Below are 26,238 nucleotides of genomic sequence, written 5' to 3'. Positions count from 1 at the left end.
GGTCCGCCCCGACCGCCGAAGGGGCGGCACCACCACCTCGGCGTGCCGTTTGAGGGAACGGTCACGCCGCCGCCGGCCCCCGGGACTGCCCCCGGGGGCCGGCGGCGCCTACGCCCAGCGGCGCCTAAGCCCGGCCGCGCGGCCCGGTCCTGGCCGGCAGCGTGACCGCGAGCAGGGCCAGGCCGCCGACCGCCGCCGCGAGGGCCCCGTACATCAACGGGGGCACGTACGGCGCGTCGCCGGTCACGCCGTTCATCATCGGGATCAGCGTGGCCGCGGCGATCGCGGAGCCGAGGACCAGGCCCGCCGCAGAGACGAGCAGGGCCTCCCAGCGCAGCATCGTCATCACCTGCCGGCGGGTGGCGCCGATCAGGCGCAGCGCGCCGAGCTCGGGACGGCGGTCCCGGACCGTCATCACCAGGGTGTTGACCGCGGCGACGGCCGCGAAACCGCCGAGCACCGCGGCCATGGTGGAGTTCATCCAGGCGCCCAGCTCCGCCTCCGCGTTCCGCTCGGTGGCGTAGCCGGAGGCGTCGGTGACCTCGCCCAGGCCGGCGAGCGCCTTCGCCGAGCCGCCCCGTACCAGCACCGTGCTGTCGAAACCCGAGGTGACGTGCCCGGCCAGGGACGCCCGGTCCATGGTCACCGTGGCCAGGCCGAGGCCACGGCCGTAGACCGCGACGATCTCGGGAGCGGCCTCGGTCCCGTCCGGGAGGTAGAGCGGGAGCCGGTCGCCGACGCCGGCGTCCGCCGAGTCCGCCAGCGTCCGGTCGATGGCGATGCGGCCCGCGCCGAGCCGGTCGAGGCTGCCCGCGCGTACGTCCAGATCCTGGACCTTCGCGAGGGCGGCACCGGAGCCGGTGACGCCCTGGGTGGCCGCACCCTGCAGCGACTTGAACTCGCCCGAGCCGGTCGGCACCAGCACCTGGGTGTTCAGCAGTCCGACGGACGTCTCCACGCCCGGCGTGCGGGCCGCGCGGGCCACCGCGTCCACCGGGAGCCCGGCCGGGTCCGTCACCACGTGGTCCGCGGTGATACCGGCGCGCAACTGCTTGTCGGCGGCGTGGTTCTCGCTCGTGTGCATGAACACGAGGGTCGAGGAGAACGCCACGGCGAGCACGATCGGGGTGATCGCGGAGGCGAGGCGGCGGGCGTTGGCGCGGGAGTTGGCCGCCGCGAGTCCGGCCGCCGGGCCCGCGCCGCGCAGCGGCAGGCCGAACAGTCCCGCGCACAGCCGCGCCACCAGCGGGCCGAGCAGTCCGACGGCGAGCATGAAGAGCATGACGACGCCGAGGGCGGCACCGGCCGCGTCGTCCCCCGCCGAACGGGCGGACACACCCGTGAGGATCGAACCCCCGACGAGGGCGGCGACGCCGAGGAAGGTGCGGACCAGCCCGGGCCGCAGCCGCTCCACCGACGCCTCCGACAGCGCCTGTCCCGGCGCGATCCGCGCCGGCCGGCGCCCGGCGATCCAGCCCGCGCCGAGCGCGGTGAGCAGCCCCAGGACGACGGCGGCGAGCAGCGGGAGCCCGGAGACGTGCAGGTCCACGGCGTGCGGGACGGCACCACGGTCCTGGAGCTGCCCGAACCACCAGTGCGCGAGCCCGATGCCGGGCAGGCAGCCGGCGATGCCGGCGAGCGGTGCGACGAGCAGCGCTTCGGAGGCGACCGCGCGGCGGACCTGCCGGGGGGTGGCGCCGATGGCACGCAGCAGGGCGAAGGAGCGGGCCCGCTGACCGACCGAGAGCGCCACGGTGCCGGCGGCGGTGAAGACGGCGACGATGGCGGCGATGCCTCCGAAGGACCCCCCGATCCCGAAGAGCGTCAGCTTGGCGGACGCGAGGCCCGGGTCCTCGACGGCGCCGCGGTCGTCGCCGGTGTGGACCTGGACGCCGGAGCCGGCCAGGGCCCGCTTCACGGCGTCGCCGAGGGTGCCGGCGCCGGTGCCCTTCTCCGCCAGCACGACGACGGCGTCGGCCCTGCCGGGGTGCCCGGCGAGGACGGGGGCCTGGGCGTCGGCGAACCAGGCCGTGGCGCCCGCTTCGCCGGAGTCCCGCGCGGTCTCCCGGGGACCGGCCTCGGCGACGCCGGCGAGGCGGAAGTCCCGCTGCCCGGCGGCGGTTTCCAGCGCGACGGTGTCCCCCACGGAGGCCCGTGCGGCGCGGGCCGCCCCGGTGTCGAGCACGACCTCGCCCTCGCGGGGCGCGGAGCCCGCGGTCAGCGAGGTGCCGGTGAAGCTGTGGGAGCCCCATCCGTGCGCGGTGAGCGCAGCGCCCCGCGCGTGCACCGGGAAGGTGAAGTCCGCGACGGCTGCGGCCGCGCCCGGCGCCTCGGCGGCCTTCGCCGCCAGCCCGGCGTCCATCCGCGCGGTGTCCGGCAGCGGCGTCGCCTCCTTCTCCAGGTCCTCGCCGCTGCCGGTGACGACGTACTCGTTCTGGTCGGCCGCCACGACGACCGGCGCGCCGGCGTACCGCTCCGGCGGCACCGAGGCACGGAGGCTGGTCTCCAGCAGGATTCCGCAGGCCGAGACGATCAGCGCGGACATCAGCAGCGCGAGGAAGGTGCCCGCGAAGGACGCGGGCTTGAACCGGATGGCCTCGCGTGCCAGTCCGTTGGGGCGCCTCATGCCGCCGCCCCTGACATCGCCCCGGCTCGGGCGGTACGTGCGGTGAGCGCGGCCATCCTGGCCGCGATCCGCTCCGCCGTGCCGCGCTCGACGTGGTCGGCGAAGGCGCCGTCGGCGAGGAACAGCACCCGGTCGGCCCAGGCTGCCGCGGCCGGGTCGTGGGTGACCATGACGACGGTGGCACCGAGGGCATCCACCGCGTTGCGCAGCAGGCCGAGGACCTCGGCGGCGGTGCCGGTGTCGAGGGCGCCGGTGGGCTCGTCCGCGAAGATCACGTCGGGGCCGGTGATCAGGGCGCGGGCGACGGCCACGCGCTGCTGCTGACCGCCGGAGAGCTCGGACGGCCGGCGCCGCGCCTTGTCCGCGAGCCCGACCTGCGCGAGCACCTCCTGCGCCCGGTGCCGGTCCTGGCGCTGCCCGGCCAGGCGCATCGGCAGCAGGACGTTCTGCTCCACGGTCAGCGACGGCAGCAGGTTGAACGCCTGGAAGACGAAGCCGAGGCGGCTGCGGCGGAGCTCGGTGAGCTCGTTCTCGTCCATGCCGGTGATCTCCGTACCGCCGACGCGCACCGAGCCCGCCGACGGCCGGTCGAGCCCGGCGGCGCACTGGAGGAACGTGGACTTGCCGGACCCGGACGGGCCCATGACCGCGGTGAACGTGCCGCTCGGCAGGGCCAGGTCGATGCCCGCGAGGGCGTGCACCGTGCCCGCCCCGCGTCCGTAGTGCCGCCGGACGTCGCGCAGTTCGACCGCGAGACCGGGCGTGGCGGCCGGGGCCCCGGGCCCGTGGCCCGCCTCGGGCCGGGCCCCCGCCGTCGCCCGCTTGCTCCTGCGTAGCCTCATCTTCCGGTCTCCCTCACACGTGCGTTTCTCCTACGGGTGAAGAGTGCGGGGAAGGCTGTGCGCGGGGCGTCATACCCGAGAGCCAACGTGGCTGTGCTACGGCGGTAGGGGGTGGCGGAGAGCGGGTGGGGGCCCGTGCGCGCGTGAACCCGTACGCGGGGCACACCCGTACGCGGGGCACACCCGTACGCGGGGCACACCCGTACGCGGGGCACACCCGTACGCGCGGCGGACCCGTCCTACTCGCCCGTGGTCACCAGCCCCGACTCGTAGGCGAAGACCACGGCCTGGGCGCGGTCGCGCAGGTCGAGTTTGGTGAGGACGCGGCTGACGTGGGTCTTCACCGTCTGCTCGGCCAGCACCAGGGTCTGCGCGATCTCCGCGTTCGACAGGCCGCGGGCCACCAGGGAGAGGACTTCGGTCTCGCGCTCCGTGAGGCCGCCCAGCCGCTGCGCGGGCTTGCCCCGGGCGGCGGGGCGCTGCTTGACGAAGTCCGCGATGAGGCGGCGGGTCACGGAGGGGGCGAGAAGCGCGTCGCCCGAGGCCACGACGCGGACCGCCGCGATCAGGTCGGCCGGCGGCGCGTCCTTGAGGAGGAAGCCGCTCGCGCCCGCCCGCAGCGCCTCGTAGACGTAGTCGTCGACGTCGAAGGTGGTGAGCATCAGGACGCGCGGCCGGTGGGTCACGCCCGACGGCGGGTGCAGGAGTTCGCGTGCGGCCTCCAGGCCGTTCATCCCGGGCATCCGGACATCCATCAGCACGACGTCGGGGCGGGTGCGCCTGCTCAGCTCGACGCCCTGCGCGCCGTCGGGGGCCTCGCCCACCACGTCGATGTCGCTCTGGGCGGCCAGCAGTGCGGCGAAGCCCGCCCGCACCATGGCCTGGTCGTCGACGATGATGACCCGTGTCGTCACGTGGGGTCCGTTCCGGTCAGAGGGAGCAGGGCGGCGACGCGGAAGCCGCCGTCGGGGAGCGGCCCCGCGTCGAGGGTGCCGCCGATGATCCGTACCCGTTCGCGCATGCCGACGAGCCCGTGCCCGGTGCCGCTCGTTTCGAGCGGCCCGGTGGGAGGCTCCGGGGGCGGGCCGTTGACGACCAGGACGGTGAGCCGGGGGCCGGCCGGCGGATCGGGCTCGGACACGGACAGCGAGACCCGCGTGTGCGCGCCCGGCGCGTGCCGCACGACGTTCGCCAGGGCCTCCTGGACGATCCGGTAGGCGGACAGGCCCACCGCCTCGGGCACGTCGGCGTCGCAGGGGGTGAACTCCACCGGCCCGCTCGCCCTCGCCGTCGCCTCCGCCAGGGCCCCGATCTGCGCCAGGCCCGGCTGGGGCACGAGTTCGCCCTGCGCCTCCTCGTTGCGCAGTACGCCGAGGAGCCGTCGCATCTCGCCGAGCGACTGACGCGCGGTGGCCGCGATGGTGGTGAACTCCTCCCGCATCTCCGGGGGCAGCCCGTCGTGGCGGTACTCCGCGGTGTCCGCCTGGACCGTGATGACGGACATGTGATGGGCCACCACGTCGTGCAGTTCGCGGGCGATCCGGGCGCGCTCCTCCAGCAGCGTGCGCCGGCCGCGCTCCGCCTCGCTGATCGTCTCCTGCTCGGCCAGTCTGCGCTGGACCTCGGACCGCTCACGGAACGCGCCGCCCAGCAGGAGCGCGACGCCCCCGAGGATGGTGAACAGCAGGTCCCGGGCGCCGAAGCCGTGGGGTGCGGCGAACCCCAGGGCCACGTTCGCCCCTGCCGTGACCAGCCACACCCGTATCAGCGTCCGGCGCCGCTCGCGCAGGCCCAGGGCGAGGCAGAGCCCGACGTACCCGACGATCTGCATGGGCGGGAACGGCCACAGCAGGCGGTCCTCGAAGTCGACGGCGAGCAGGGCGAGCGCCCCCGCCACGTCCCCCGCGAAGATCACGTACCAGGCGAGCAGCGGCCGTACGACGGCGAGCAGCAGCGGTGCGGCCTGGGCGACGGCCAGCGCGGCGGCGACGCCCCCGTTCAGACCGTAGTCGGCGGTGAGGACCTGGATGGTGGTGGGCAGCAGAGCGACGCACAGCACGAACGCCACGGCCCACGGCAGCGCCCGCACCCACCGCCGCGAAGCACCCGCGAGCAGCGCGCGCGGGCGCTCCTCCTCCACTGAGGTCATGGTCACCAGCGTAGGCGCCCCGCCCTCTCACCCGCCCGAACGGTGCACGTGCCAGGCGGTGGCGGCAGCCGCGAGGCGCTGGGTCCACGGGTCCGGGTCGGCACTGCTGATCTCGGACCAGACGTTGGCGTTGGCGGCGGCGAAGGCGGTGATGCCTTCGGCGGGGGCGGTGTGCCAGGAGGGGATTTCGGCGGCCCGGTGTTCGGCCGAGGCGGGGGTGTGGCCGGATGCGATGAGCCAGATGACCCAGTAGCCGGCGTCGAGCCAGGCCGCGCCGCGGGTGGCCCAGGCCCAGTCGACCAAGCGGGCCCGTTCGCCCGCCGGGGCGTCGTCGTCCACGAGGACGTTGGTGTTGTTCAGGTCGGTGTGGAGCAGATGAGGTCCGGCGAAGAAGTGGAGGTCGTCCGGGTGGACGGCGTACCGCTCCAGGCGCTGTTCGGCCCGGCGGAGTTCGATGCCGGGGCAGGGGGCATCGCCGAGGCGACGCAGGAGAGAGGCGACTTCGGGAAGATCCGGGGAGCCGGGGGCGTAGACGGCGTGGTGGCCTGTGAGCGCTTCGAAGCCCAGGAGGTCCCAGCCGGCCGTCTCGACGTGCCAGCGGAGGGAGGGGGCCAGGCCGGTGAGGAAGGGGGCGACGGTGGCTTCCCGGTGTTGGGTCCAGGCGCGGGGGTGGTCCGTACGCAGCCCCTTGACGTGCCACGTGCCCGCGGCGGACGTGACGCGGGCCGCGATCTCGCTGTTGAAGCCCTCGGTCGCTTCTTCGACCGTGAGGAGGGGACCGGTGTGCTCCTCGACGGCGGTACGAGCGGCGGGCGGCAGCTGATCAAGGACGATGCGGGTGGTCGCCATGGGGCTTCACTCTTCCAGAAGGCGGTGGTGCGGGGGCCCCGGGCGGAAAAATGTCCGGAACCCCCGCAGGTGTACGCGACCGGTTGTCTACCGGTACGGGTTGTCGTCGTTGCAGCCCGGGACGGCGCCCTCGGACAGCGCCTCCAGGTCGTCCAGGAGGATCACTCCCTCCGGCTCCTCCAGGACCGGCGGTCGGGGGCTGATCTCCACCATGACAGCGGTCATGACGCTTCCTCGCTTCCGTGTTGGCAGTAGGTGTTCAGTGGTGCCTTCGCCTCCTGGTACGCCTTGGCGAGCGGTCGGCAGACCCGGCAAGTGCCGGAAAGCTGACAGCCGCCGCAGCCACCGGTGCGAAGCATTTGGGCATCGGCGATGCGTGGCAGACGGAGGAGTCCGTCCAGGCCCTCGGACATGAGGTCGATGGGGTTCTCGCGGCCGACCTTGCACATGGTCGCCAGACCATGCGGGTCGACGTGGAAAAAGGTGTGACCGGCCGGGCACCCCTTGAAGATGCTGTTCTTGTCCAGGAATCCGGCTGCCTGCGCTGCCAGCGGTTCGGGCGTGCCGGTGTACGTGGGCGAGATCGTGCCGTACTCCTGATGGCTCGCCCCGTACCGCTCGGCGAGTGCGCGCATGGCGTCCAACTCGTGGGCGTTGTGCCGGGTGATGATCAGCGCAAGTTCCAGCGCGATTCCGGCCTCGCGTGCCGCGACGAGCCCCTTCTCGACCAGCTTGAACGCTCCAGGTTTGCGGGTGAGCGAGTCGAAGCTGTCCGGGGTCGCCCCGTACAGGGAGACGGTCACCTTGTGCGGCGGCAGTTCGCGCAGGAGATCAATGATCTCGGGACGGTGGAGCCGGGAGCCGTTGGTCAGGATCTCAATCAGCATTCCGGAGCTGTGCGCGAGCGCGTACGCGTCCACGAAGTCCCTATCGATCAGAGGCTCGCCACCTGTGAACTGGAGCCACAGCACCCCAGCGTCCCGCAGCAGGCGCAGGAGCCGGACCTTGTCAGGCCAGGGCAGCCCTTCGAACTTCCGCTCGGCGAGGTAGCAGTGCTCGCAGTTGAAGTTGCAGCCCTTGTTGATCTCGTACGTGGCCCGGCCATACCCGAGACGGGTCTGGGAGCGTACGAGAACGGCGTCCCGCATCGCAGTCTCGGCCAGGTCTACGTTCCAGGCTGTGCGGGCGTGGTCGAGGAGCCAGGCCGGCAGAGGGCTGCTGCTCTCGGCGATCGAGGCCAGTTCCTCGTACAGGGCCCGGGGGATGCGCATGCCGCCCTTGGAGCCGGGACGGGCGATAAGGAACCTTCCGTTGTAGGGGCTCGCGATCAGCTGGTGCACGGGGCCTCCTCGTGGGTGTCTTCCCAGGTGTGCTGCTTGGCGTGGTCGGCGAACAGGCAGCAGCCGTCACCGTCGCGCCCCGGGGCGGCCACCGGGCAGTCCGACAGCACTACAAGCTCCGGCTCGTCCGCCCCGCGCCAGCGGAGCCACAGCGCGGTTCCGTACGCGCCGTTGTCGGTGAGGAGGCCGAAGTGTTCGCCTTCGTCGTGTGCGGACAGCTGGCACTGAACGGCACCGTCGATGTACGGGGCAGCCGACTTCTCTCGCGCTTCCCGTGCCAGGGCGAGGGGCACCCAGCGCCAGCGCGCGCACCGCATCACGACACCGTCAGGAAGGACGCGATGGCGTTGCCGGCCTGCCGCGAGCACCGGGGGCAGACGCACGGCGGGTAGCGGCCCGGGTTATCCGGGACGACCGGTCCCTCACACACGCGTACCGCCGTGAGGGGCCCCCGCGTCCGGCCGGAGTCGCGGGAAACCCGCAACGTCATCCGCACCTCGTTCTGTCCGTTCGCCATGACCAGGAGCATCGCCATCCACGGGCCCTCCCGGAAAGGCCAAGCGGGTTACTCAACCTGGGTAACATCACCGTCAGTAGGCCAACCGCAGCAATTCGTAGCCCTCATGCTGGAGCGTGCCCGATGCCCGAGCCATCCCGCTCACAGGAGCTCCCAGTCAGCCTGCTCATGAATCCGGCGATGATCGAGGCGTGCAGGGCCAGAGACTTCGGCCGCATCTTTCACCTGGTCAAAGCGCGAGCGGGCATCTATCCGTCGATGATCGCGCGTCGCTGCGACCTGACTCCCAGCCGGGTGGGCGAAGTGATTTCCGGTACGCGGCAGTTGCTGCACATGGACGTGATCGAGCGGATCTCGGACGGGCTGCGCATTCCCGGGCACATGCTCGGGCTTGCGCGACGCTCCTGGGAAACGCCTCCCAGCCTGACGGCCGCGCCCCGCGAAGCAGCCGAAGTGCCCCCCACAGCTGTCGAGGCGCTTGGCGCCGGACTGCCGGGGGCGGACGTCGACAGCATTCTTGCCCTGGCGGCCGAGCACGATCTCAGCCCCGCGACGCTGGACGCGCTGCGCTCATCAATCGCGGATTACTGGCGCAGAGACGACGAGCACGGGGGCGAGACCTTAAGGCCGGCGGTCGTCGGCCAGCTCCGTTACGTCGTCGATCTCCTCAAGGAACAGCGACCGAACCCTCTGCGAACCGGGCTGCACAACATCGCAGCCGAGTTGGCCCGACTCACCGGGTGGACCTACTTCGACGCCCGCCAGTACAACCAGGCACGCGCCTACTTCACCGAATCCCTCGGCCTCGCCAGGGCGATCGAAGACCGCCAGTTCATGGCCAACGTTCTCGCTTGCATGAGCCTTCAGGCCACGTACGAGGAAAAGCCCGGGGACGCCCTCGCACTCGTCACCGCTGCCCGGGACCAGGCCAGAGAAGCAGCGGGCACGACGGCGCGCGTGCTCGCCATGCTCGCGATGCGCGAAGCCTTTGCCCACGCAACCCTCGGCAATCACAGCGCGACTCACACCGCGATCTCGGAAGCCCACACCCAGTTCGGGCGGATCAGCACCGGGGATCCGGACCCGGCCTGGGTCGCCTACTTCGACGAAACGAAACTGATCGTTGACACCGGAATCGCGCACGGCCGCCTGGGCGAAGCCGCCCTCGCCGAACCCCTCATCGCGGACGCCCTCCGCCGAGAGCACCGGACGAACCACCGAGGCCGCGCCTTCCACGCCTTCTGGCTCGCCCGCACCCAACTCCAGCGCGGCAAACTCGACGAGGCGTGCCACACAGCCATGGACGCCCTTGCCCCGGCAGCGGCCGTCAGCTCGCAACGAGTCGGCGGCCACCTCCGGGAGTTCTACGAGCAGTTGGGACCCTATCGCCGGGAACCAGCCGCAGTCGCGTTCGAGTCCCGGCTCCGGGAATCGCTGCCCCGCCAGATCAGCGGATCGCCTCATCCATGAGTACGTACAGCAGCCCGACCAGGGAGCCGCTGCTGACGATCTCGCGGCGGTCGATCATCGCCCGCACATCGGCCAGCGGAATCCACTCGATCCGGTCCGACTCGTTCTTCTCGGTCGGCGGGCACTCGTACGTCGCCCCGTCGGCGCGGAAGATGTGGTGCTGGGAGTCGGTGATGCCGTTGGCCGGTTCGGCGTAGATGAGTGGCTTCAGCGGGTCGGGGCGCCAGCCGGTCTCCTCCAGCACCTCACGGGCCGCCGCTTCGGCCGGCGTCTCGCCCTCCTCGACCAGTCCCATGGGCAGCTCCCATGCCCAGGCGTCGGTGATGAAGCGATGGCGCCACATCATCAGGACCTCGCGCCGCTCATTGACGACGGCGGCCACCGCCAGGTGCCGGAGCTTGACGACGTGGTGTTCCCAACGGTTGCCGTCCGGTGTCTCGACGTCGGTGAGCCACAGGTTCACCCAGCTGTTCTCGTAGATGGGACGTTCCCCGTGGATCTTCCACTGCATCGCTGCGGCCCCTCTCGATCGACCTCCAGCATCGCAGAGCGGCGGCTGACTGGGGCTGACCAGGGCTAGGTTCGGCAAAGGGGCGCTGCACCCCCTTTTTCCGGTATCCGTCCTCACCATGAGTCCGGAGCACCTCCTGTGCCGCTTTCATGGCGGCGTGGCTCAGGAAAGCTCGGGGCCGGCTCGCCTGCCACCCGAGCGTTCCCTCTGAGTCCGGCTTGTCGGAGGCACCGCTGTCGCGTGTGGGACGTGCTGGCCGGACTACCTCGGCGGAGCCTCACCTCTTGTGGCCCAGGCGGTTGTCAGTGGCCGCTGTTAGCGTCCGGCCGTTCTGGAAGAGGTGTAGGGAGGGGCCGTATGGGCGCGTCGGGGTGGGACTACTCGGTTCCGTATCAGGAGGATCTCGTCGGGGCGTTCGATGCCCTGCGCCGGAAGGTCTTCCAGGAGCGGGACTACTGCTGGGTTTCGGGCGCTGACTGGAGGCCGGAGGAGGAACGGTTGCCGTGGCCTGAGACCGAGGAGGATCTGTGGGCCGACGAGTTCGCCCAGGAAGCGGGGACGCACTCGATCCTCGACATCTTCCGGATCATCGGGCCGGACGAGGAGCCGGGCCACTCCACGATGAAGCAGGTGACGGAGGACGAGGCGCTGCGTGTCCTGGGGACGCGGAAGCTCACCCGGCATCACGTGCCGAGGTTCGAGGAGTTCGACTGCCGGCGCTGGTACGGGCGGTGCGCCGTGCTCCATGACGAACAGGGGGAGCCGCGGGAGATCTACTTCTGGGGCTCCTCCGGCGACTGAGCCGACCCGGTGGACCGGGTGTGGACCGCGCCACCGCCCACGACCCGGCGGCCGTCCGCCGTGCGGCCATGGGCGGCGGTGGGGCTCACCCCGTCGTCTTCGCCGGGCCCGCGTACAGGTACGTGTCGCGGTCGGTGATGTGGCCGTCCTGGCCGACCGGGGTGTAGTTGCGTTCCAGAAGGCGGCCGGTGGACGGTTGCACGATCCAGTTCGGGTCGTGGGCGCTGTGGGCGGGCAACTTCTCCTTCCACTTCCAGGAGATACGGGTGCCGGTGCGGCCCATCGCGTCCTTGACGCCCTCGGTCACCACCGCGCCCGGTGTGTCCGCGAGGACCCGGTAGAGCGCGGCGCGCAGGCGTGGGGAGGCCGGGGCGCCGGTGAGGAGTTCGCCTGCCTGGCGGACGGTCTGCTCGGCGGCGGAGCCCTTCGCGCCGGCCGCGAGGGTGCGGCGGAGGGCGTCGGGGCGGGTGGGGAGGGTGTTCAGGTCGTCCCAGCCGATCTGCCCGGCGCCGACCTGCCAACTGGTGCCGTTCGGGTTCTCCTTGGTGACCGTGCGGCCGTTGTGCGTCTTGATGACGACCTTGTCGCGGCCCAGGTAGATGTCGTCGGTGTGGGCCCGGCCCCCCTCGACCCACGTCCGGATGGTCGTCTTCCAGTACGCGTCGGTGATCGTCTGCGCGTTGTACTTGTCGGAGATGGTGATGTGGCCGGCCATGCTCGTGAACACCTCCGACGCCGACGCGCTGGCCGCCGGGCCGTCGCCGCCGACATCGGTGACCGGGAGGACCGCCACGCCCACCGCCACCGCCGCGACCGCCGCCGCGAGGGCGAACACCCGGCGGCGTCCGAAGCGTGAAACGGCAACGGGGCCAGGCGCGGCGTCCGCCGCGATGGCGTCCAGGATCAGCGCGTGCGCGCGGGCCTGGACCGCCGGGTCGAGGGGTTCGGTGCGGCCGGCGCGCTCCAGGGCGGCGGCGCCGGGGAAGTCGATCAGGTCCGTGGGGCGGTTCTCGTGCGTCATGCGAAATCTCCCGTCAGGGTCGTACGGGCGGGGCCGGTCAGTCCGTCGCGCAGGCGGGCGCGGGCCCGGTGCAGGCGGGAACGGGCGGTTCCGGCGGGGATGCCGACGGCGGCGGCCGCCTCGGCGGGGGTCAGCTGCTCCCAGGCCACGAGCAGCAGCAGTTCGCGCTCCGCGGACGGGAGTTCGGCGAGTCTGCGGCGCAGCTCCGGGGCCACCGAGGCCGCGTCCAGGCGCTGGTCGACGGCCTGCCAGGGGTCGGCCGTCGTGGCCTCGGCGTCGGGCCCGGGCTCGGTGCGGGCGGCGGCGCGCGCCGTGGTCTGCCGGTGGCGGGACAGCACGTTGCGGGCGACGCCGAACAGCCAGCCCCGGGCGGAGCCGCGCGCGGCCTCGAACGTCGCGCGGTGGGCGTACGCCTGGAGCCACACCTCGGAGAGCAGGTCGTCGGCGGCGGCCGGGGCGCGGCGTACGAGGTAGCCGTGCAGGGCCGGGGAGTGCCGGGCGACCAGCGGTTCGAAGGCCGTGGGCTCCCGTGCGGAACGGGTGAGCAGGTCCTCGTCCGGGTCCATGGGTTCTCCTGTCCGAGCCCGCCCGGGCGGCGGTCTCACCCCGTACTTGCACGCGGGCGGGGTGAGCGTTCGCGGCTACCCGGTGACGGCGTTCCGGAACCCCGTATTCACCGCCGTAAGCCCCCCGTCCACGCACAGCGACGTGCCCGTGACCCACTCCGCGTCCGACGACGCGAGAAACGCCACCGCCTTCGCGATGTCCTCCGGCTCCCCGACCCGGCCCAGCGGGTACAGCGCGCTGACCCGGTCCAACTCCGCCTCGCGGCCCGCCCAGGCGTCGGTGCGGATCGTGCCGGGGACGACGAGGTTGGCGCGGACCCCGCGCGGGCCCGCGTGGCCGGCGAGGGTCCGGGTGAGGCTCGCGAGGCCCGCCTTCGCGGCGCTGTAGGCGTGGTTGCCGAAGTCCTGCAGTCCGTTGACGGAGCCGATGGAGACGATGGCGCCCCGGCCCGACGCGGCGAGGTGCGGCATCGCGGCGCGCGAGCAGCGGTACGCGCCGCCCAGCGAGATGTCGAGGTCGCGGTGCCAGGTCTCGTCCTGCTCGTCCTCGAAGAGCGTGCTGTCCAGGCTGCACGCGTACGCGTTGTTGACGAGGACGTCGAGCCCTCCGAAGGTCTCCACGGCGTACGCCACCGCCGCCTCGACCGCCGCCCGGTCCGCCACGTCGCAGACCAGCGCCTCGGCCACGCGCCCGTCCGCCCGGATCTCCGCCGCCACGGCATCCGCCCGGCCGGCGTCCAGGTCGGTGACGAGGACGCGGGCGCCCTCCGAGGCCAGCAGGCGGGCGGTGGCTGCGCCGATGCCCCGGCCCGCACCGGTGATGAGGACGCCGTATCCGTCGAAGCGCGCAGGAGTCATGACGCCGACCGTACCTCGCGGATCAGGACCTGGGCCCGGGGGCGGCCAGCGGCAACTCCCCCCGAGCACCCACCCGTCACAACGCCGACCGCACCGCCCGCACCAACGCCTGCGCCCTGGGGTCGGCCGTGACCCCCTTCTGGAGCCCATTCGTCACGTACCCGAAGGCGATCCCGCTCTCCGGGTCCGCGAAGCCCAGCGAGCCGCCCCGGCCCGGATGCCCGAAGGAGCCCGGCGCGAGGAGCGGGCTCGCCGGGCCGTGGAGCATGTAGCCGAGGCCGAAGCGGGTGTTGACGACGAGGACCTGGTCCGGGCCCGCCGACTCCTCGGTGCGCGCGAGCGTCAGGGTCGCCGGGGCGAACAGCCGCTGGCCGTCGACCGGGCCGATCATCGCGGCGTAGCAGCGGGCCAGGCCGCGCGCGGTCGCGGTGCCGTTGGACGCGGGGAGTTCGGCGGCCCGGTACGCCGCGTCGTTCTCGTCGGGCAGCGGGTCGATCGCGCCGAACGCCCGCCGGGTCAGGGACCCCGGGTCGCGGTAGGCGTCCACGACGGACCGCTTCGGGCGCATCCGCAGCGCCCCGGTGTTCTCGGCGGCCGGGGCCTCGACGGGCCCGATCCGCCCCACCCGGTGGGCCTCGTCGCCGGGGATGCCGAACCAGAAGTCGAGGCCGAGCGGGCGGGCGATCTCCTCGGCGACCCAGCGGCCGACGGTGCGCCCGGTGACGCGCCGCACGAGTTCGCCGATGAGCCAGCTGTAGGTCTGCGCGTGGTAGCCGTGCGCGGTGCCGGGCTCCCAGGCCGGGGCCTGGGCGGCGACGGCGTGCGCCCCGCTCACCCCGTCCGCGGCCTCCTCCGGGGTCAGCGGCCGGTCCAGGGCCGGGACGCCGGCCCGGTGGGCGAGGAGGTGGCGGACGAGGACGCGTTCCTTGCCGTTCGCCTTGAACTCCGGCCAGTACGTGGAGACCGGGGCGTGCAGGTCGATCTGGCCGCGCTGGTGGAGCAGCAGCGGGACGGCGGCGGCGATGCCCTTGCCGGCGGAGCGGACGACCTGGACGGTGTCGACCGCCCAGGGTTCGGTGCCGTCCACGTCTCTGGTGCCGGCCCACAGGTCGACCACCTTGCGCCCGTGCCGGTAGACGGCGACCGCCGCTCCCCGGTCCCCGCGCTCCTCGAAGTTACGGACGAACGCGTCCCGGACCGCTTCGAATCCGGGCGCCGCCGTGCCCCGTACGTCCACGCCTGCTGCCGCACTGCCGCTCATCCCCCCATGGTGCACGGCACCGCAGGTGGGAGGTGGGGCGGGTCACCCCGAATTCACCGTCACGGAACGCGGGTCGAAGCCGAAGGGCAGCTCCAGGCGGTGGGCGCGCATCAGGGGCTCGTCGCAGAGGAGGTCCTGGGTGCGGTCGTCGGCGGCGATGACCCCCTCGCTGAGGATCACCGCGCGGGGGCACAGCTCCAGCGCGTACGGGAGGTCGTGCGTGACCATCAGGACGGTGACGTCCAGGGAGCGCAGGATGTCGGCGAGTTCGCGCCGGGACGCCGGGTCCAGATTGGAGGAGGGCTCGTCCAGGACGAGGATCTCCGGCCGCATGGCGAGGACCGTGGCGACGGCGACGCGGCGGCGCTGCCCGAAGGAGAGGTGGTGCGGCGGCCGGCCCGCGTACTCCTCCATGCCGACCTGCTGGAGCGCCTCCATGACCCGCTCCTCCAGCTCCACGCCGCGCAGTCCCCCGGCGGCGGGACCGAAGGCGACGTCCTCGCGGACGGTGGGCATGAAGAGCTGGTCGTCGGGGTCCTGGAAGACGATGCCGACGCGGCGGCGGATCTCGGCCATGGTGCGCTTGTCCACCGGCATCCCGGCGACGCGCACCGACCCGGCGCCCGCCTCCAGGATGCCGTTGAGGTGGAGGACCAGGGTCGTCTTGCCGGCGCCGTTCGGGCCGAGGAGCGCGACGCGTTCGCCGCGTCCGACGGTCAGGTCGACGCCGAAGAGCGCCTGGTGGCCGTCGGGATACGCGTACGCGAGGCCGCTGACCTCCAGGGAGGGCGGTACGGGGGCGGGGTCGGGGCTCATGCGGTCCATCCCACCAGACACACGGCGAGGGCGAGCAGCGGGAGGGCCGAGGCGTACGCCCACTGGGTGCGCGAGGCGGTCACCTCGTCGATGACGGGCATGGTGCCCGCGTAGCCGCGGCTGACCATCGCGAGGTGGACGCGTTCGCCGCGCTCGTAGGAGCGGATGAACAGGGCCCCGGCCGACTTGGCGAGGACGCCCCAGTGCCGTACGCCGCGCGCCTCGAAGCCCCGGGAGCGGCGGGCGATGGACATGCGGCGCATCTCGTCGGTGATCACATCGCCGTACCGGATCATGAAGGAGGCGATCTGGACGAGCAGCGGCGGCAGTTTCAGGCGCTGGAGGCCGAGCAGCAGCTCGCGCAGTTCGGTGGTGGAGGCGAGCAGCACGGAGGCGGCGACCCCGAGGGTGCCCTTGGCCAGCACGTTCCAGGCGCCCCAGAGGCCGGGGACGCTGACGGAGAGGCCGAGTACGTGGGTGTGCTCGCCGGGCACGACGAACGGCATGAGCAGGGCGAACGCGACGAACGGCACCTCGATCAGCAGCCGCTTGAGCAGGAAGCCGGCCGGCATGCGGGCGAGCGCGGTGACGCCCGCGATGAGCAGCGCGTAGAGCCCGAAGGCCCAGACGGCCTCGCGCGGGGTGGAGACGACCACCACGACGAAGCAGAACACGGCGGCGAGCTTGCAGTGCGGCGGCAGGTCGTGGACCGGTGAGTACCCGTGCCGGTAGAGCTTGTGGGCGTGGCCGGCGCCCATGTCAGACCTTCTCCTCGGTACGGGTGTCGGCCTCGCCCTGCGCACGGCGGCGGCGCGAGACCACGTAGAAGGCGCCGCTGCCCGCGACGAGGGTGGCGCCGACGCCGATCACTCCGGCGAGACCGCCGGAGAGCCGGGCGTCGGAGACGTCCTTGACGCCGTAGTCGGCGAGCGGGGAGTCCGCGGTGGCGTGCTCCTTGGCCTCCTTGTCGATGCCCTTGTCGGCGGCGACCTTCTCCAGGCCGTCCGGGTCGGCGGAGGCGTAGAAGGAGACGAACCCGGCGAGCACGAGGGCGGTGACCAGGCCGGTCGCCCACAGGCCGCGGGTCGGGCGGTGCGCGGCGGGGGCGGGCTCGCGGGCGGGCGCCGGGGCGTCGACCAGTTCGCCGTCGACGCGGAGCTTGAGCGGGGCGGCGAGCCCCTTCGCGCCGTGGACCAGGTCGGGGCGGACGGCGAGGACGGCGCCGACGGTGAGCGCGGTGATCACGGCCTCGCCGATGCCGATGAGGACGTGGACGCCGACCATGGCGGTGAAGACCTTGCCGATCGGGATGTCGGTGGTCCCGCCGATCCAGTACATCAGCGTGAAGGCGCAGGCGGCGGCCGGTACGGAGACCAGCGCGGCGACGAACGAGGCGGCGGTCATCGAGCGGCGGGTGCGCGGCAGCACGCCGACCAGGCCGCGGAAGAGGGCGTACGCGACGACGGTGGTGACCACGCCCATGTCGAGGACGTTGACGCCGAGCGCGGTGAGGCCGCCGTCGGCGAAGAGGATGCCCTGCATCAGCAGGACGACGGATATGCAGAGCACGCCCGTATACGGCCCGACGAGTATCGCGGCCAGCGCCCCGCCGAGCAGATGGCCGCTGGTGCCGGCGGCGACGGGGAAGTTCAGCATCTGCACGGCGAAGATGAACGCGGCGACCAGACCGGCCAGCGGCGCGGTCCGCTCATCGAGTTCGCGCCGGGCCCCCTTCAGGCTGACGGCGACGGCACCGGCGGCGACGACGCCCGCGACGGCGGAGACGGGTGCGTTGATGAATCCGTCGGGTACATGCATGGGGGAGGCTCCGCTTCCTGCGTTCTCGCGTGGCTGCGCCGGGTGCGCGGGGTCGTGAACCTCTCAATGATAGGACCTTGTTGCGAAGCGTTCGCAAGAGCGCGTCCCACACAACTGCATAGGGCTTCCATAGTGCCCTTTACGTGAAATATGGGACATTAAGTAGCAAAGTTGCAGAAGCAGGATGGAGAGTCGGCCCATGTCCTCCGTGATCCATGACCATGCCCGCGCCCGGCTCGTCACCGACGCCCGCGACCTGCCCGTCGTCCCGGTCGAGCTGCGGTTCGACGGCGCGGACTCCCCCGCGACGGTCCGCATCGCCTACCCGGGCGGCACGGAGTGGGCCGTCGAGCGCGAGCTCCTGGAGCGCGGGCTGCGCTACCCGGTCGAGCAGGACGGCTGGCGGATATGGCCCTGCGGCAGGGTCCAGGTGATCATGGAACGCCACGACACGGCCGGTGTCGACGTCGTCCAGTTCGACTGCGCCCCGCTGGTCCGCTTCCTGCGGCGTACGCACCAGGAGGCACCGCAGCACGAGGTGCCGAAGCCGGAGACCGCCCGCGCCTGACAACGCCGGGAGCCCCCGTGCACACCGTGCACGGGGGCTCCCGCCGCCCCGGCCCCCCGTCCCCACAGGTAACCCGGGCTCCCGGGGCCGCGCACCGCTCGAACGCGGCCCCGGAGTTCGGTCCGCGCGCTCAGACGCGGATCAGTTCGCGCTCACCGCCGGACTCCGGTCCGCCGTCACCGGCGGCGGGCTCGTCCAGGTCCTTGCGCAGGCCCTCGCCCTCGACGTCCACGTTGGGCAGCGCGCGGTCCAGCCAGCGCGGCAGCCACCAGGCACGCTTGCCCAGCAGCGCCAGGACGGCGGGCACGATCGCCATGCGGACGACGAACGCGTCGAAGAAGACGGCGATCGCCAGCGAGAAGCCGATCATCTTGATCATCTGCTCGCTGGAGCCGATGAAGCCGGAGAACACCGCGATCATGATCACGGCGGCGGCCGTGACGACCCGCGCCCCGTGCTTGAAGCCGGTGACGATGGCCTGGCCGGGCTTCTCGCCGTGGACGTACGCCTCACGCATACGGGTGACGAGGAAGACCTCGTAGTCCATGGCGAGGCCGAAGACCACGCCCACCATGAAGATCGGCATCATCGACATGATCGGACCGGTCTGCTCGACCCCGAAGAGCGAGCCGAGCCAGCCCCACTGGAAGACCGCGACGACCGCGCCCAGGGCCGCGACGACCGAGAGCAGGAAGCCGAGCGCCGCCTTCAGCGGCACCAGCACCGACCGGAAGACCACCATCAGCAGCAGGAAGGCGAGGCCGACCACGAGCGCCAGGTAGGGCAGCAGCGCGTCGTTCATCTTCTGCGAGAAGTCGATGTTCATCGCGGTGGAGCCGGTGACCAGCACCTCGGCGCCGGTGTCGGACTTGATGTCCTTGCCCGCGTCGCGGATCGCGTGGACCACGTTCTCCGTCTCGACGGAGCTGGGGCGGTCCTTCGGGACGACGGTGATCGTCGCCGCGTCGCCGGCCTTGTTGAACGTGGCCGGGGTGACGGCGACGACGCCCTTGATCCCGGCGATCTCGTCGCCGACCTGCTTGGCCGCGGCCTTGCCGTCCGCGCTGTCCTCGGTGTCCACGACGACGAGCAGCGGCCCGTTGAAGCCGGGGCCGAAGCCGTCGGAGAGCAGGTCGTAGGCGCGGCGCTGAGTGGTGCTGGTGGGCTGGGAGCCGTCGTCCGGCAGGCCCATCTCCAGCGAGGCGGCCGGTACGGCGATGGCACCGAGGCCCAGGACGCCGACGAGCAGCACCCAGACCGGCTTCCGCAGCACGAACCGGGCCCAGCGAGTGCCCATGTTCGGCTTCGCCTCGGGCCTGTTCTCCGCGTCGGCGGCCTTGCGCGCCTTGCGCCCCACGATGCGCTTGCCCACGAAGCCCAGCAGGGCCGGGACGAGGGTGAGGGCGATGAGCACGGCGATGGCGACCGTGCCGGCCGCGGCGAAGCCCATCTTGGAGAGCATCGGGATGTTGACGACGGCCAGGCCGACGAGGGCGATGACCACGGTGAGCCCGGCGAAGACGACCGCGGACCCGGCCGTGCCGACCGCCCGGCCCGCCGCTTCCTCGCGTTCCCGGCCCTCGGCCAGCTCGGCGCGGTAGCGGGAGACGATGAACAGCGCGTAGTCGATGCCGACGGCGAGGCCGATCATCATCGCGAGCGTGGAGGTGGTGGAGCCCAGGTCGAGCACGTTGGCCAGGGCGGTGATCGTGGAGACGCCGATGCCGACCCCGATCAGGGCGGTGAGCAGCGGCAGCCCGGCCGCGATGAGCGAACCGAAGGTGATGACGAGCACCACGGCCGCCAGCGCGATGCCGATGACCTCGGTGGCGCCGGTCTCCGGCATCACCTGGAGCGCGTCACCGCCGATCTCCACGGTCATCCCGCTCTTCTGGGCGTGGGTGCCCGCGTCCTCCAGCGCGTCCCGGGTCGCGTCGGTCAGCTCCATCGAGTTGACCTTGTACGAGACCGAGATGTACGCGGTGGAGCCGTTCTTGGAGACGGCCTTGCCGGTGTACGGGTCGGTGACCGAGGCGATCTGGTCGGAGCCTTCCTTCAGCTCCCGGGTGATCTTGTTGACCTCGGCCTTGTTGGCCGCGTCCGTCATCTTCTCGTGCTCGGGGGCCTTGAAGACGATGCGCGCGGTGGCGCCGTCGGCGCTGGCGGCAGGGAAGCGCTGTTCCAGCAGGTCGAACGCCTTCTGGGCCTCCGTACCGGGGATGGAGAAGGAGCTGGAGGTCGCGGTGGCTGCGGAGGACGCGCCGAACCCGGCGAGCGCCAGCAGTGCCACCCAGATCAGGGCGACGTAGCGGCGGCGCCGGAAGGCGAGCCGTCCGAGCTTGTAGAGGAATGTGGCCACGAGGGCGTACTCCCGGTCAGGTCGTTGAGTGGAAAAGGGCGTGAGGTACCAGCCCGACGACGAGAGCGGCGTGTCAGGTGGGGCTTGGGGAGGGGCCGTGCGAAAAAGCGCGGGGACCGAGAAGGTCAGGCTCCGAGAGCGGGGAGGATCACGGAGTCGACGTAGTCGAGAAGGAATGCCTGGTCGACGGGGCGGTCCTCGACCAGTTGCCGGGTGGCGACGGCGCCCACCAGCATGTGCGGTACGTATTTGAGCGCCGGGTTCTCCGCGCTCACCTCTCCCCGGTCCACGGCCCGGCGCAGCAGCGTGTCGAGACCGGTCATCTCCGGTTCGATGAGCAGTTCGCGCAGGGCCTGCAGGAGGTCGGGGTTGTCGTGGACGGCATGGCTCAGACCCCGCATCAGCGCGGCGTCCTTCTCCATCTGACAGTCGTCACTGCGGTTGAGTACGGCGTGGAAGTCACCGCGCAGCGAGCCGGTGTCGACCTCGCCGAGGGTGCCGGGTTTGTTGTGCCGGAGGGCCGTGACGACGAGCGCCGGCTTGCTCCCCCACTGGCGGTAGAGGGTGGCCTTGCTGGAATGCGTACGGGCGGCGACGGCGTCCATCGTGAGGGCGTCGTAGCCGACTTCGCGGAGCAGGTCGAGCACGGCGGCGTACAGCTCGCTCTCACGCTCGGGCGTGAGCCGTGTGCGTGCCATGGGTTCGACCTCCTGTCCGATAAGCCATCGAACGAAACCGTTTCGTACAGCAGAACGGTACCTCGCCCGCCGAGCGAAACGAAACGGTTTCGTTTGTGGTTCGCGCCACAGAAAGCGGGTCTCCCTGAGTTGCCGCACCCCCCTCGCGCGGAAAGCATTGGGGGGTGAGTGACGACGTCTCGTATCTCCGGTTCCCGCACCTCCACGAGGATCTGCTCTGCTTCGCGGCCGAGGACGACCTCTGGGTCGCCCCGCTCGCCGCCGAGGGGGAGCGCCCCGGCCGGGCCTGGCGGGTCACCGCCGACCGGACCAGAGTCGGCCATCCCCGGTTCTCGCCCGACGGGACCCGGATCGCGTACACGTCGTGGCGGAGCCTCGACCCGGAGATCCACCTCGCCCCGGTCGCCGGCGGACCGTCCCGCCGGCTCACCTACTGGGGCTCCACCGACACCCGGGTCTGCGGCTGGACGCCCGACCCCGGCGACGCGGCGCAGATCCTCGCCGTCTCCTCGCACAGCCAGCCGTTCTCCTACTTCTCCTGGGCCTACAGCGTCCCCACCGACGGCAGCCCCGGCGGCAAGCTCCCCTGGGGCCCGGTCACCGACATCGCGGTCGCCGACACCGACGGCGAGCGCCGCACCCTGCTGCTCACCGGCACCCCGCCGCACGAACCGGCGGCCTGGAAGCGCTACCGGGGCGGGGCCATGGGCCGGCTGTGGCTGCACGGCGAGCGGCTGCTCCCGGACATCGGCGGGCACCTCGACACCCCGATGTTCGTGGGCGGCCGGATCGCGTTCCTCTCCGACCACGAGGGCGTCGGCAACCTCTACTCCTGCCGCCCCGACGGCACCGGTCTGCGCCGCCACACCGACCACGACGCGTTCTACGCCCGGCACGCGGCGAGCGACGGGCGCCGGGTGGTCTACCAGTGCGCGGGCGAGCTGTGGCTCGTGGACGACCTGGAGACGCCCGACGCCGTGCCCCGGAAGCTGGAGGTCCGGCTCGGCGGCCCGCGCTCCGGACGCCGTACGTACCAGGTGCCGGCGTCGAGCCATGTGGACGCGGTCTCCGTGGACGAGACGGGCCGGGCGAGCGCCGTGTCGGTACGCGGCAGCCTGTACTGGCTCACGCACCGCGACGGGCCCGCCCGCACCATCTCGGACACCCCGGGCGTACGGGTGCGGCTCCCGGAGATGCTGGGCAGCGGGGGCCAGGTCGCGTACGTCACCGACGCGGAGGGCGAGGACGCGGTCGAGATCGCCCAGCTGCCGCGCGCCAGCGGCGACCGCCCCACGCGCCGCCTGGCCTGGGGCCGGATCGGCCGGGTCCAGGAGATGGTCTCCGACCCGGACGGCGAACGCCTCGCCATCGCCTCGCACGACGGCCGCCTGCTGCTCCTGGACACCGGCGAGGAGACGTCCACCGGCGAGCCGGCCGAGCTGATCCGGTCCGTCAACGGGCCCGTCCGCGACCTGGCGTTCTCCCCCGACGGCGCCTGGCTCACCTGGTCGCACCCGGGCATCGGCCGCTCGCTGCGCAAGATCAAGCTGGCCCGGATCGGCGGTCCTGGCGAGCCCGTGATCGTGGACGTCACCAACGGCCGCTTCGAGGACGAGAACCCGGTCTTCACGGGCGACGGCCGGTATCTGGCGTTCCTGTCCTGGCGCGGCTTCGACCCGGTGTACGACGTCCACACCGGCGACCTGTCCTTCCCGCTCGGCTGCCGCCCCTACCTGGTCCCGCTCTCCTCGGCGACCCCGTCCCCCTTCGCCCTGCTCCCCGACGGCCGGCCCGCGGCGGGCGGCCTGGATCCGGTCGACTCGGCCGAGGCGGGGATGACGGAGGGGTCCACGGTCACGGTCGAGTTCGAGGGCCTGGAGAGCCGGGTCACGCCGTTCCCGGTCTCCGCCTCGAAGTACTCCGCGCTGGCGCCGGTGAGCGGCGGCGGTCTGGTGTGGCTGCGCTGGCCGATCTCCGGAGCGCTCGGCGAGACCTTCGCCAACCCGGCGGACATGTCGGGCCGGCCGACCCTGGAGCACTTCAACATCGCCAAGGCGAAGAAGACCGAACTCGTGGGCCACCTCGACTGGTTCGAGGTCAGCGGCGACGCCTCCCGGCTGGTCGTGATGGACGACGGCGAGCTGCGCGCGGTCCCCGCGACGGAGCCCGGCGACAACGACTCGACCGTCTACCTGGACCTGCGCCGCATCCTGCACGAGGTGGACCCGGCGGCCGAGTGGCGCCAGGCGTACGACGAGGCGGGCCGCATCACCCGCTCGTACTTCTGGGAGCCGGACATGTGCGGCATCGACTGGCCGGCGGTCCTGGACCAGTACCGCCCCCTGGTCGAACGCGTCGCCACACCCGACGAGTTCGCCGACCTGCTGCGCGAGGTGCTGGGCGAGCTGGGCACCTCGCACGCGTACGTGTCGCCCGCGCGCCGCAACGAGGGCCCGCCGCACTACCAGCGCGCGATCGGCCTGCTCGGCGCCAACTTCGCGTGCCGGGACGGCGACTGGACCCTGCTGCGCATCCTGCCCGGCGACTCCTCGGACTCCAAGGCGCGTTCCCCGCTGGCCGGTACGGGAATCCGCGAGGGGGCGGTGCTGACCCATGTGGACGGCCGCCCGGTGGACCCGGTCGCCGGGCCGTACCCCCTGCTGGCGGCGGCGGGCGGGACGACGGTCGAGCTGACCTTCCGCCCGGCGGAGGGCGGGGGCCGCCCGCGCCGCATCGCGGTCGTGCCCCTCGTCGACGAACGCCCTCTGCGCTATCAGGACTGGGTCGCCAAGCGCCGCGAGGTGGTCCGGGAACTGAGCGGGGGGCGGTGCGGCTACCTCCACATCCCCGACATGGGCGGTTCCGGCTGGGCCCAGTTCAACCGCGACCTGCGCATGGAGGTGTCGCGCCCCGCGCTGATCGTGGACGTACGCGGCAACGCCGGCGGCCACATCAGCGAGCTGGTCGTGGAGAAGCTCACCCGTACGATCCTGGGCTGGGACCTGACCCGCAACGCCCAGCCGGTGTCCTACGCCTCCAACGCCCCCCGGGGTCCCGTCGTCGCCCTCGCCGACGAGGCCACCTCCTCCGACGGCGACATGATCACCGCCGCGTTCCGCTTGCTGAAGCTGGGCCCGGTCGTCGGCCAGCGCACCTGGGGCGGCGTCGTCGGCATGACCGGCCGCCACCGCCTGGGCGACGGCACGGTGATCACGGTGCCGATGAACGCCGCCTGGTTCGACACGTACGGCTGGTCCGTCGAGAACCACGGCGTCGAACCGGACCTGGAGGCGCTGCGCACCCCGCTGGACTGGGCGGAGGGCCGCTACGCGGTCCTGGACGACGCGGTCCGCGTGGCGCTGGACCTGCTGGCCGCGCGTCCGCCGGCCACCCCGCCGACGTACGACACGGCCCCGGACCTGAGGAGGCCGCCGCTGCCGCCGAGGTAGGCGGCGGGTTCACTCCTGGTCGTCCTCCGCCTCCATCGCCTCGTCCAGCGCCTCCAGTTCCTTCTCCGGATCGATCATCCGGGCCAGGACATCCAGATCGTCCGTGTTGTAGCGGCTGCGCACGTCCTCGTACCACCGCTCGTCGGCAATCGTCAGGAGGTCCATGGCCTCGTCCAGCCGGCCCAGGTGGCGCAGGGCGACTCCGTAGTAGCCGGCGGTCTCCGTACGGAACGCGTCGTGGTCGTCGCCCTCCTCCCAGGCTCGGCGGAGGTACGGTTCGGCCTCCGCGTACGCCCCGCGCTGGACCATCAGCTTGCCCGCGAGCATGGAGTCGAGCCGGGAGCCGAGACCGGCCGCGCGTACGTACCAGCGCTCGGACTCCTGGTAGTCGTGGTGGTAGTCGGAGAGCCAGCCCATGTGGTGGCAGGAGTGGTGGTCGCCGGCCTCGGCGGCCACGCGGTGCCACGTGTCGCGGTCCGTGAAGCGGCGCAGCCGCGCGTACAGCTGGGCCACGTCGTACGCCGCGTCCGAGTTTCCGGCGCGCGCCGCGGGCTCCATCCACGGGAGCAGGTAGCGGGCGTTCTTGCCGCCCCAGTCGTTGAGCATCGAGGCGTACGCGTACCCGGCCTCGGCGTCCCCCGCCTCGGCACGCTCGCGCAGTCCGGGCAGCAGCAGGAAGTCCGGCTCGTCGGCCGTGCGGGGGCCGCCCCCGCGGAGCGCGGCGATCCGGGCGAGCTGCTGCACGGCCTCCTCGTCCTCGCCGAACTGCCCGAACCAGTGCTCGGCCTCGTCGTACCGGCCGAGCCGCAGGCACAGCATCCCGAGGTTCCACTGGGGCTGCTCCTCGCCCGCCTCGACGGCGAGCAGGTGGGCGCGCTCGGCCTCCGCCAGGTGCCCGCGCTGTTCGAACTTGTTCCCGAGCAGGGTGGCGGCCTGTGGAACTCCCGCCTCACGGGCCCGGAGAAACAGCTCGATGGCCTCGGGCCAGCACTCCTCGCGGCCGGTGTCGGTGAGGAATATCGCGTAGTACATCCCCGCCTCGGCACTGAGCCCGGACGCCTGGCGGTACAACTCCTCGACCTCGTCGGCGATCCCCGGGTAGTCCGCGAAGTGCTCGTTGAGCTCGACGAGCCCGCGCGCCGCCTTCGCCGCGGCCTCGCCGTCCCCGTCGGCCTCGGCGATGTCCAGGTCCGCGGCGACCCGGTCGATGACCTCCTCGAACGAGTCGAAGAGCTGGGACCAGCGGTAGACCGCGATGTCCCCCAGTTCCACGTCGCTCATCAGGAACGCGGACGCCTCCGCGCACCGCCCCTCGGCCGCCATGAGCTTCCCCAGCTCGATCTTGCAGTCGAGGTGCCGCCCGTTCTCCCACCCCCGCCGGAACCACTCGGCGGCTTCCCCGGTGTTCCCGTCCTCCCGCAACAGCACCCCGAGCCCGTACGCACACCCCGCGTCGAACTCGGCCCACTCCCGGTAGAGCGCGTCCGCCGCCTGCCGGTCGCCCCGGATCTTCCGGTACCGGGCGAGGGTGTAGTGCGACCAGATGTCCCCGGCCTCGACCGCCCGCTCCCAGTAGGGGATGCCCTCGTCGATGTGTCTGCCGAACACGAAGAAGTCCGTGTGCCGGTGGGCGGCCTTGGCATCCTTGGCCAGAGCGGCGGCGACCAGCGCCTCGCCCCGGATCTGTATGTCCTGGGTGGTCATGGGCGCATGGTGCCA

Annotated in this window: 23 protein-coding genes; 4 read left to right on the top strand and 19 right to left on the bottom strand. The window is 72.4% G+C overall.

Annotation, left to right across the window (positions count from 1 at the left end):
* Nucleotides 1–124 precede the first annotated feature (124 nt).
* From ABZ565_RS07380 to ABZ565_RS07345, 8 genes are all read right to left on the bottom strand, one after another.
* Nucleotides 125–2,626, bottom strand: a complete 2,502-nt coding sequence (locus ABZ565_RS07380) for an FtsX-like permease family protein (protein WP_361021471.1) — start codon at nt 2,624–2,626, stop codon at nt 125–127.
* Complete coding sequence (locus tag ABZ565_RS07375; protein WP_361021468.1) at nt 2,623–3,468, bottom strand: ABC transporter ATP-binding protein; 846 nt, start codon at nt 3,466–3,468, stop codon at nt 2,623–2,625. Before ABZ565_RS07375 ends, ABZ565_RS07380 begins: the two co-directional genes overlap by 4 nt.
* A gap of 239 nt (nt 3,469–3,707) precedes the next feature.
* Nucleotides 3,708–4,382: a response regulator transcription factor gene (locus ABZ565_RS07370; RefSeq protein ID WP_361021465.1), complete on the bottom strand. Its 675-nt coding sequence runs from the start codon at nt 4,380–4,382 to the stop codon at nt 3,708–3,710.
* Nucleotides 4,379–5,617 (bottom strand): histidine kinase, encoded by a 1,239-nt coding sequence (locus tag ABZ565_RS07365; protein ID WP_361021462.1) that lies wholly within the window; start codon nt 5,615–5,617, stop codon nt 4,379–4,381. Before ABZ565_RS07365 ends, ABZ565_RS07370 begins: the two co-directional genes overlap by 4 nt.
* Nucleotides 5,618–5,644: 27 nt before the next feature.
* Nucleotides 5,645–6,466, bottom strand: a complete 822-nt coding sequence (locus ABZ565_RS07360) for an aminoglycoside phosphotransferase (RefSeq protein WP_361021459.1) — start codon at nt 6,464–6,466, stop codon at nt 5,645–5,647.
* An 87-nt stretch (nt 6,467–6,553) separates the two neighbouring features.
* A complete protein-coding gene (locus tag ABZ565_RS07355; RefSeq protein ID WP_361021456.1) occupies nt 6,554–6,691 on the bottom strand; it encodes a hypothetical protein in 138 nt (45 codons plus the stop codon).
* Nucleotides 6,688–7,806, bottom strand: a complete 1,119-nt coding sequence (locus ABZ565_RS07350; RefSeq protein ID WP_361021453.1) for a radical SAM protein — start codon at nt 7,804–7,806, stop codon at nt 6,688–6,690. Before ABZ565_RS07350 ends, ABZ565_RS07355 begins: the two co-directional genes overlap by 4 nt.
* Nucleotides 7,794–8,123 carry a hypothetical protein gene (locus tag ABZ565_RS07345; protein WP_361021916.1) on the bottom strand — a complete coding sequence of 110 codons (330 nt, stop codon included), beginning with the start codon at nt 8,121–8,123 and terminating at the stop codon, nt 7,794–7,796. Before ABZ565_RS07345 ends, ABZ565_RS07350 begins: the two co-directional genes overlap by 13 nt.
* A gap of 323 nt (nt 8,124–8,446) precedes the next feature.
* Here ABZ565_RS07345 and ABZ565_RS07340 point away from each other — a divergent pair, with 323 nt between their 5' ends.
* Nucleotides 8,447–9,793 carry a hypothetical protein gene (locus ABZ565_RS07340; RefSeq protein WP_361021450.1) on the top strand — a complete coding sequence of 449 codons (1,347 nt, stop codon included), beginning with the start codon at nt 8,447–8,449 and terminating at the stop codon, nt 9,791–9,793.
* On the opposite strand, the gene ABZ565_RS07335 is transcribed toward ABZ565_RS07340, so the two are convergent.
* Nucleotides 9,771–10,304 (bottom strand): NUDIX hydrolase, encoded by a 534-nt coding sequence (locus ABZ565_RS07335; protein ID WP_361021447.1) that lies wholly within the window; start codon nt 10,302–10,304, stop codon nt 9,771–9,773. The two genes, ABZ565_RS07340 and ABZ565_RS07335, sit on opposite strands and share 23 nt — an antisense overlap.
* Nucleotides 10,305–10,661: 357 nt before the next feature.
* Between ABZ565_RS07335 and ABZ565_RS07330 the strand changes: the two genes are divergently transcribed.
* Nucleotides 10,662–11,105 carry a hypothetical protein gene (locus tag ABZ565_RS07330; RefSeq protein WP_361021444.1) on the top strand — a complete coding sequence of 148 codons (444 nt, stop codon included), beginning with the start codon at nt 10,662–10,664 and terminating at the stop codon, nt 11,103–11,105.
* Between the two features lie 85 nt (nt 11,106–11,190).
* Here ABZ565_RS07330 and ABZ565_RS07325 read toward each other — a convergent pair whose 3' ends face one another.
* From ABZ565_RS07325 to ABZ565_RS07295, 7 genes are all read right to left on the bottom strand, one after another.
* A complete protein-coding gene (locus tag ABZ565_RS07325) occupies nt 11,191–12,126 on the bottom strand; it encodes a CU044_5270 family protein (RefSeq protein WP_361021441.1) in 936 nt (311 codons plus the stop codon).
* Nucleotides 12,123–12,692, bottom strand: a complete 570-nt coding sequence (locus ABZ565_RS07320) for an RNA polymerase sigma factor (protein ID WP_361021438.1) — start codon at nt 12,690–12,692, stop codon at nt 12,123–12,125. Before ABZ565_RS07320 ends, ABZ565_RS07325 begins: the two co-directional genes overlap by 4 nt.
* A 75-nt stretch (nt 12,693–12,767) precedes the next feature.
* Complete coding sequence (locus ABZ565_RS07315; protein ID WP_361021435.1) at nt 12,768–13,550, bottom strand: SDR family NAD(P)-dependent oxidoreductase; 783 nt, start codon at nt 13,548–13,550, stop codon at nt 12,768–12,770.
* A gap of 76 nt (nt 13,551–13,626) precedes the next feature.
* A complete protein-coding gene (locus tag ABZ565_RS07310; protein ID WP_361021913.1) occupies nt 13,627–14,787 on the bottom strand; it encodes a serine hydrolase domain-containing protein in 1,161 nt (386 codons plus the stop codon).
* A gap of 66 nt (nt 14,788–14,853) precedes the next feature.
* Nucleotides 14,854–15,627, bottom strand: a complete 774-nt coding sequence (locus ABZ565_RS07305; protein ID WP_361021432.1) for an ABC transporter ATP-binding protein — start codon at nt 15,625–15,627, stop codon at nt 14,854–14,856.
* On the bottom strand, nt 15,624–16,385 hold the full coding sequence (gene cbiQ / locus ABZ565_RS07300) for a cobalt ECF transporter T component CbiQ (protein WP_361021429.1): 762 nt from the start codon (nt 16,383–16,385) through the stop codon (nt 15,624–15,626). Before cbiQ ends, ABZ565_RS07305 begins: the two co-directional genes overlap by 4 nt.
* Before the next feature lies 1 nt (nt 16,386).
* Nucleotides 16,387–17,445 (bottom strand): energy-coupling factor ABC transporter permease, encoded by a 1,059-nt coding sequence (locus tag ABZ565_RS07295; protein ID WP_361021426.1) that lies wholly within the window; start codon nt 17,443–17,445, stop codon nt 16,387–16,389.
* A gap of 199 nt (nt 17,446–17,644) precedes the next feature.
* Here ABZ565_RS07295 and ABZ565_RS07290 point away from each other — a divergent pair, with 199 nt between their 5' ends.
* On the top strand, nt 17,645–18,013 hold the full coding sequence (locus tag ABZ565_RS07290) for an SsgA family sporulation/cell division regulator (RefSeq protein WP_361021423.1): 369 nt from the start codon (nt 17,645–17,647) through the stop codon (nt 18,011–18,013).
* 130 nt (nt 18,014–18,143) lie between these two features.
* Here ABZ565_RS07290 and ABZ565_RS07285 read toward each other — a convergent pair whose 3' ends face one another.
* Both ABZ565_RS07285 and ABZ565_RS07280 read right to left on the bottom strand, forming a co-directional pair.
* Nucleotides 18,144–20,372, bottom strand: a complete 2,229-nt coding sequence (locus ABZ565_RS07285; protein ID WP_361021421.1) for an MMPL family transporter — start codon at nt 20,370–20,372, stop codon at nt 18,144–18,146.
* Between the two features lie 125 nt (nt 20,373–20,497).
* Nucleotides 20,498–21,070: a TetR/AcrR family transcriptional regulator gene (locus tag ABZ565_RS07280; RefSeq protein ID WP_361021418.1), complete on the bottom strand. Its 573-nt coding sequence runs from the start codon at nt 21,068–21,070 to the stop codon at nt 20,498–20,500.
* A gap of 164 nt (nt 21,071–21,234) precedes the next feature.
* Between ABZ565_RS07280 and ABZ565_RS07275 the strand changes: the two genes are divergently transcribed.
* Nucleotides 21,235–24,519, top strand: coding sequence for a S41 family peptidase (locus ABZ565_RS07275; protein WP_361021415.1), 3,285 nt, complete (start codon nt 21,235–21,237; stop codon nt 24,517–24,519).
* A 9-nt stretch (nt 24,520–24,528) separates the two neighbouring features.
* Here the strand turns inward: ABZ565_RS07275 and ABZ565_RS07270 are convergent, their stop codons facing one another.
* Nucleotides 24,529–26,223: a sel1 repeat family protein gene (locus ABZ565_RS07270; protein WP_361021412.1), complete on the bottom strand. Its 1,695-nt coding sequence runs from the start codon at nt 26,221–26,223 to the stop codon at nt 24,529–24,531.
* Between the last annotated feature and the right edge of the window lie 15 nt (nt 26,224–26,238).

The sequence above is a fragment of the Streptomyces sp. NPDC016469 genome (assembly GCF_040632905.1).
Lineage (GTDB): Bacteria > Actinomycetota > Actinomycetes > Streptomycetales > Streptomycetaceae > Streptomyces.
Note: the sequence above shows the minus strand (reverse complement) of the source record. Positions and strands in the feature narration are given on the sequence as shown.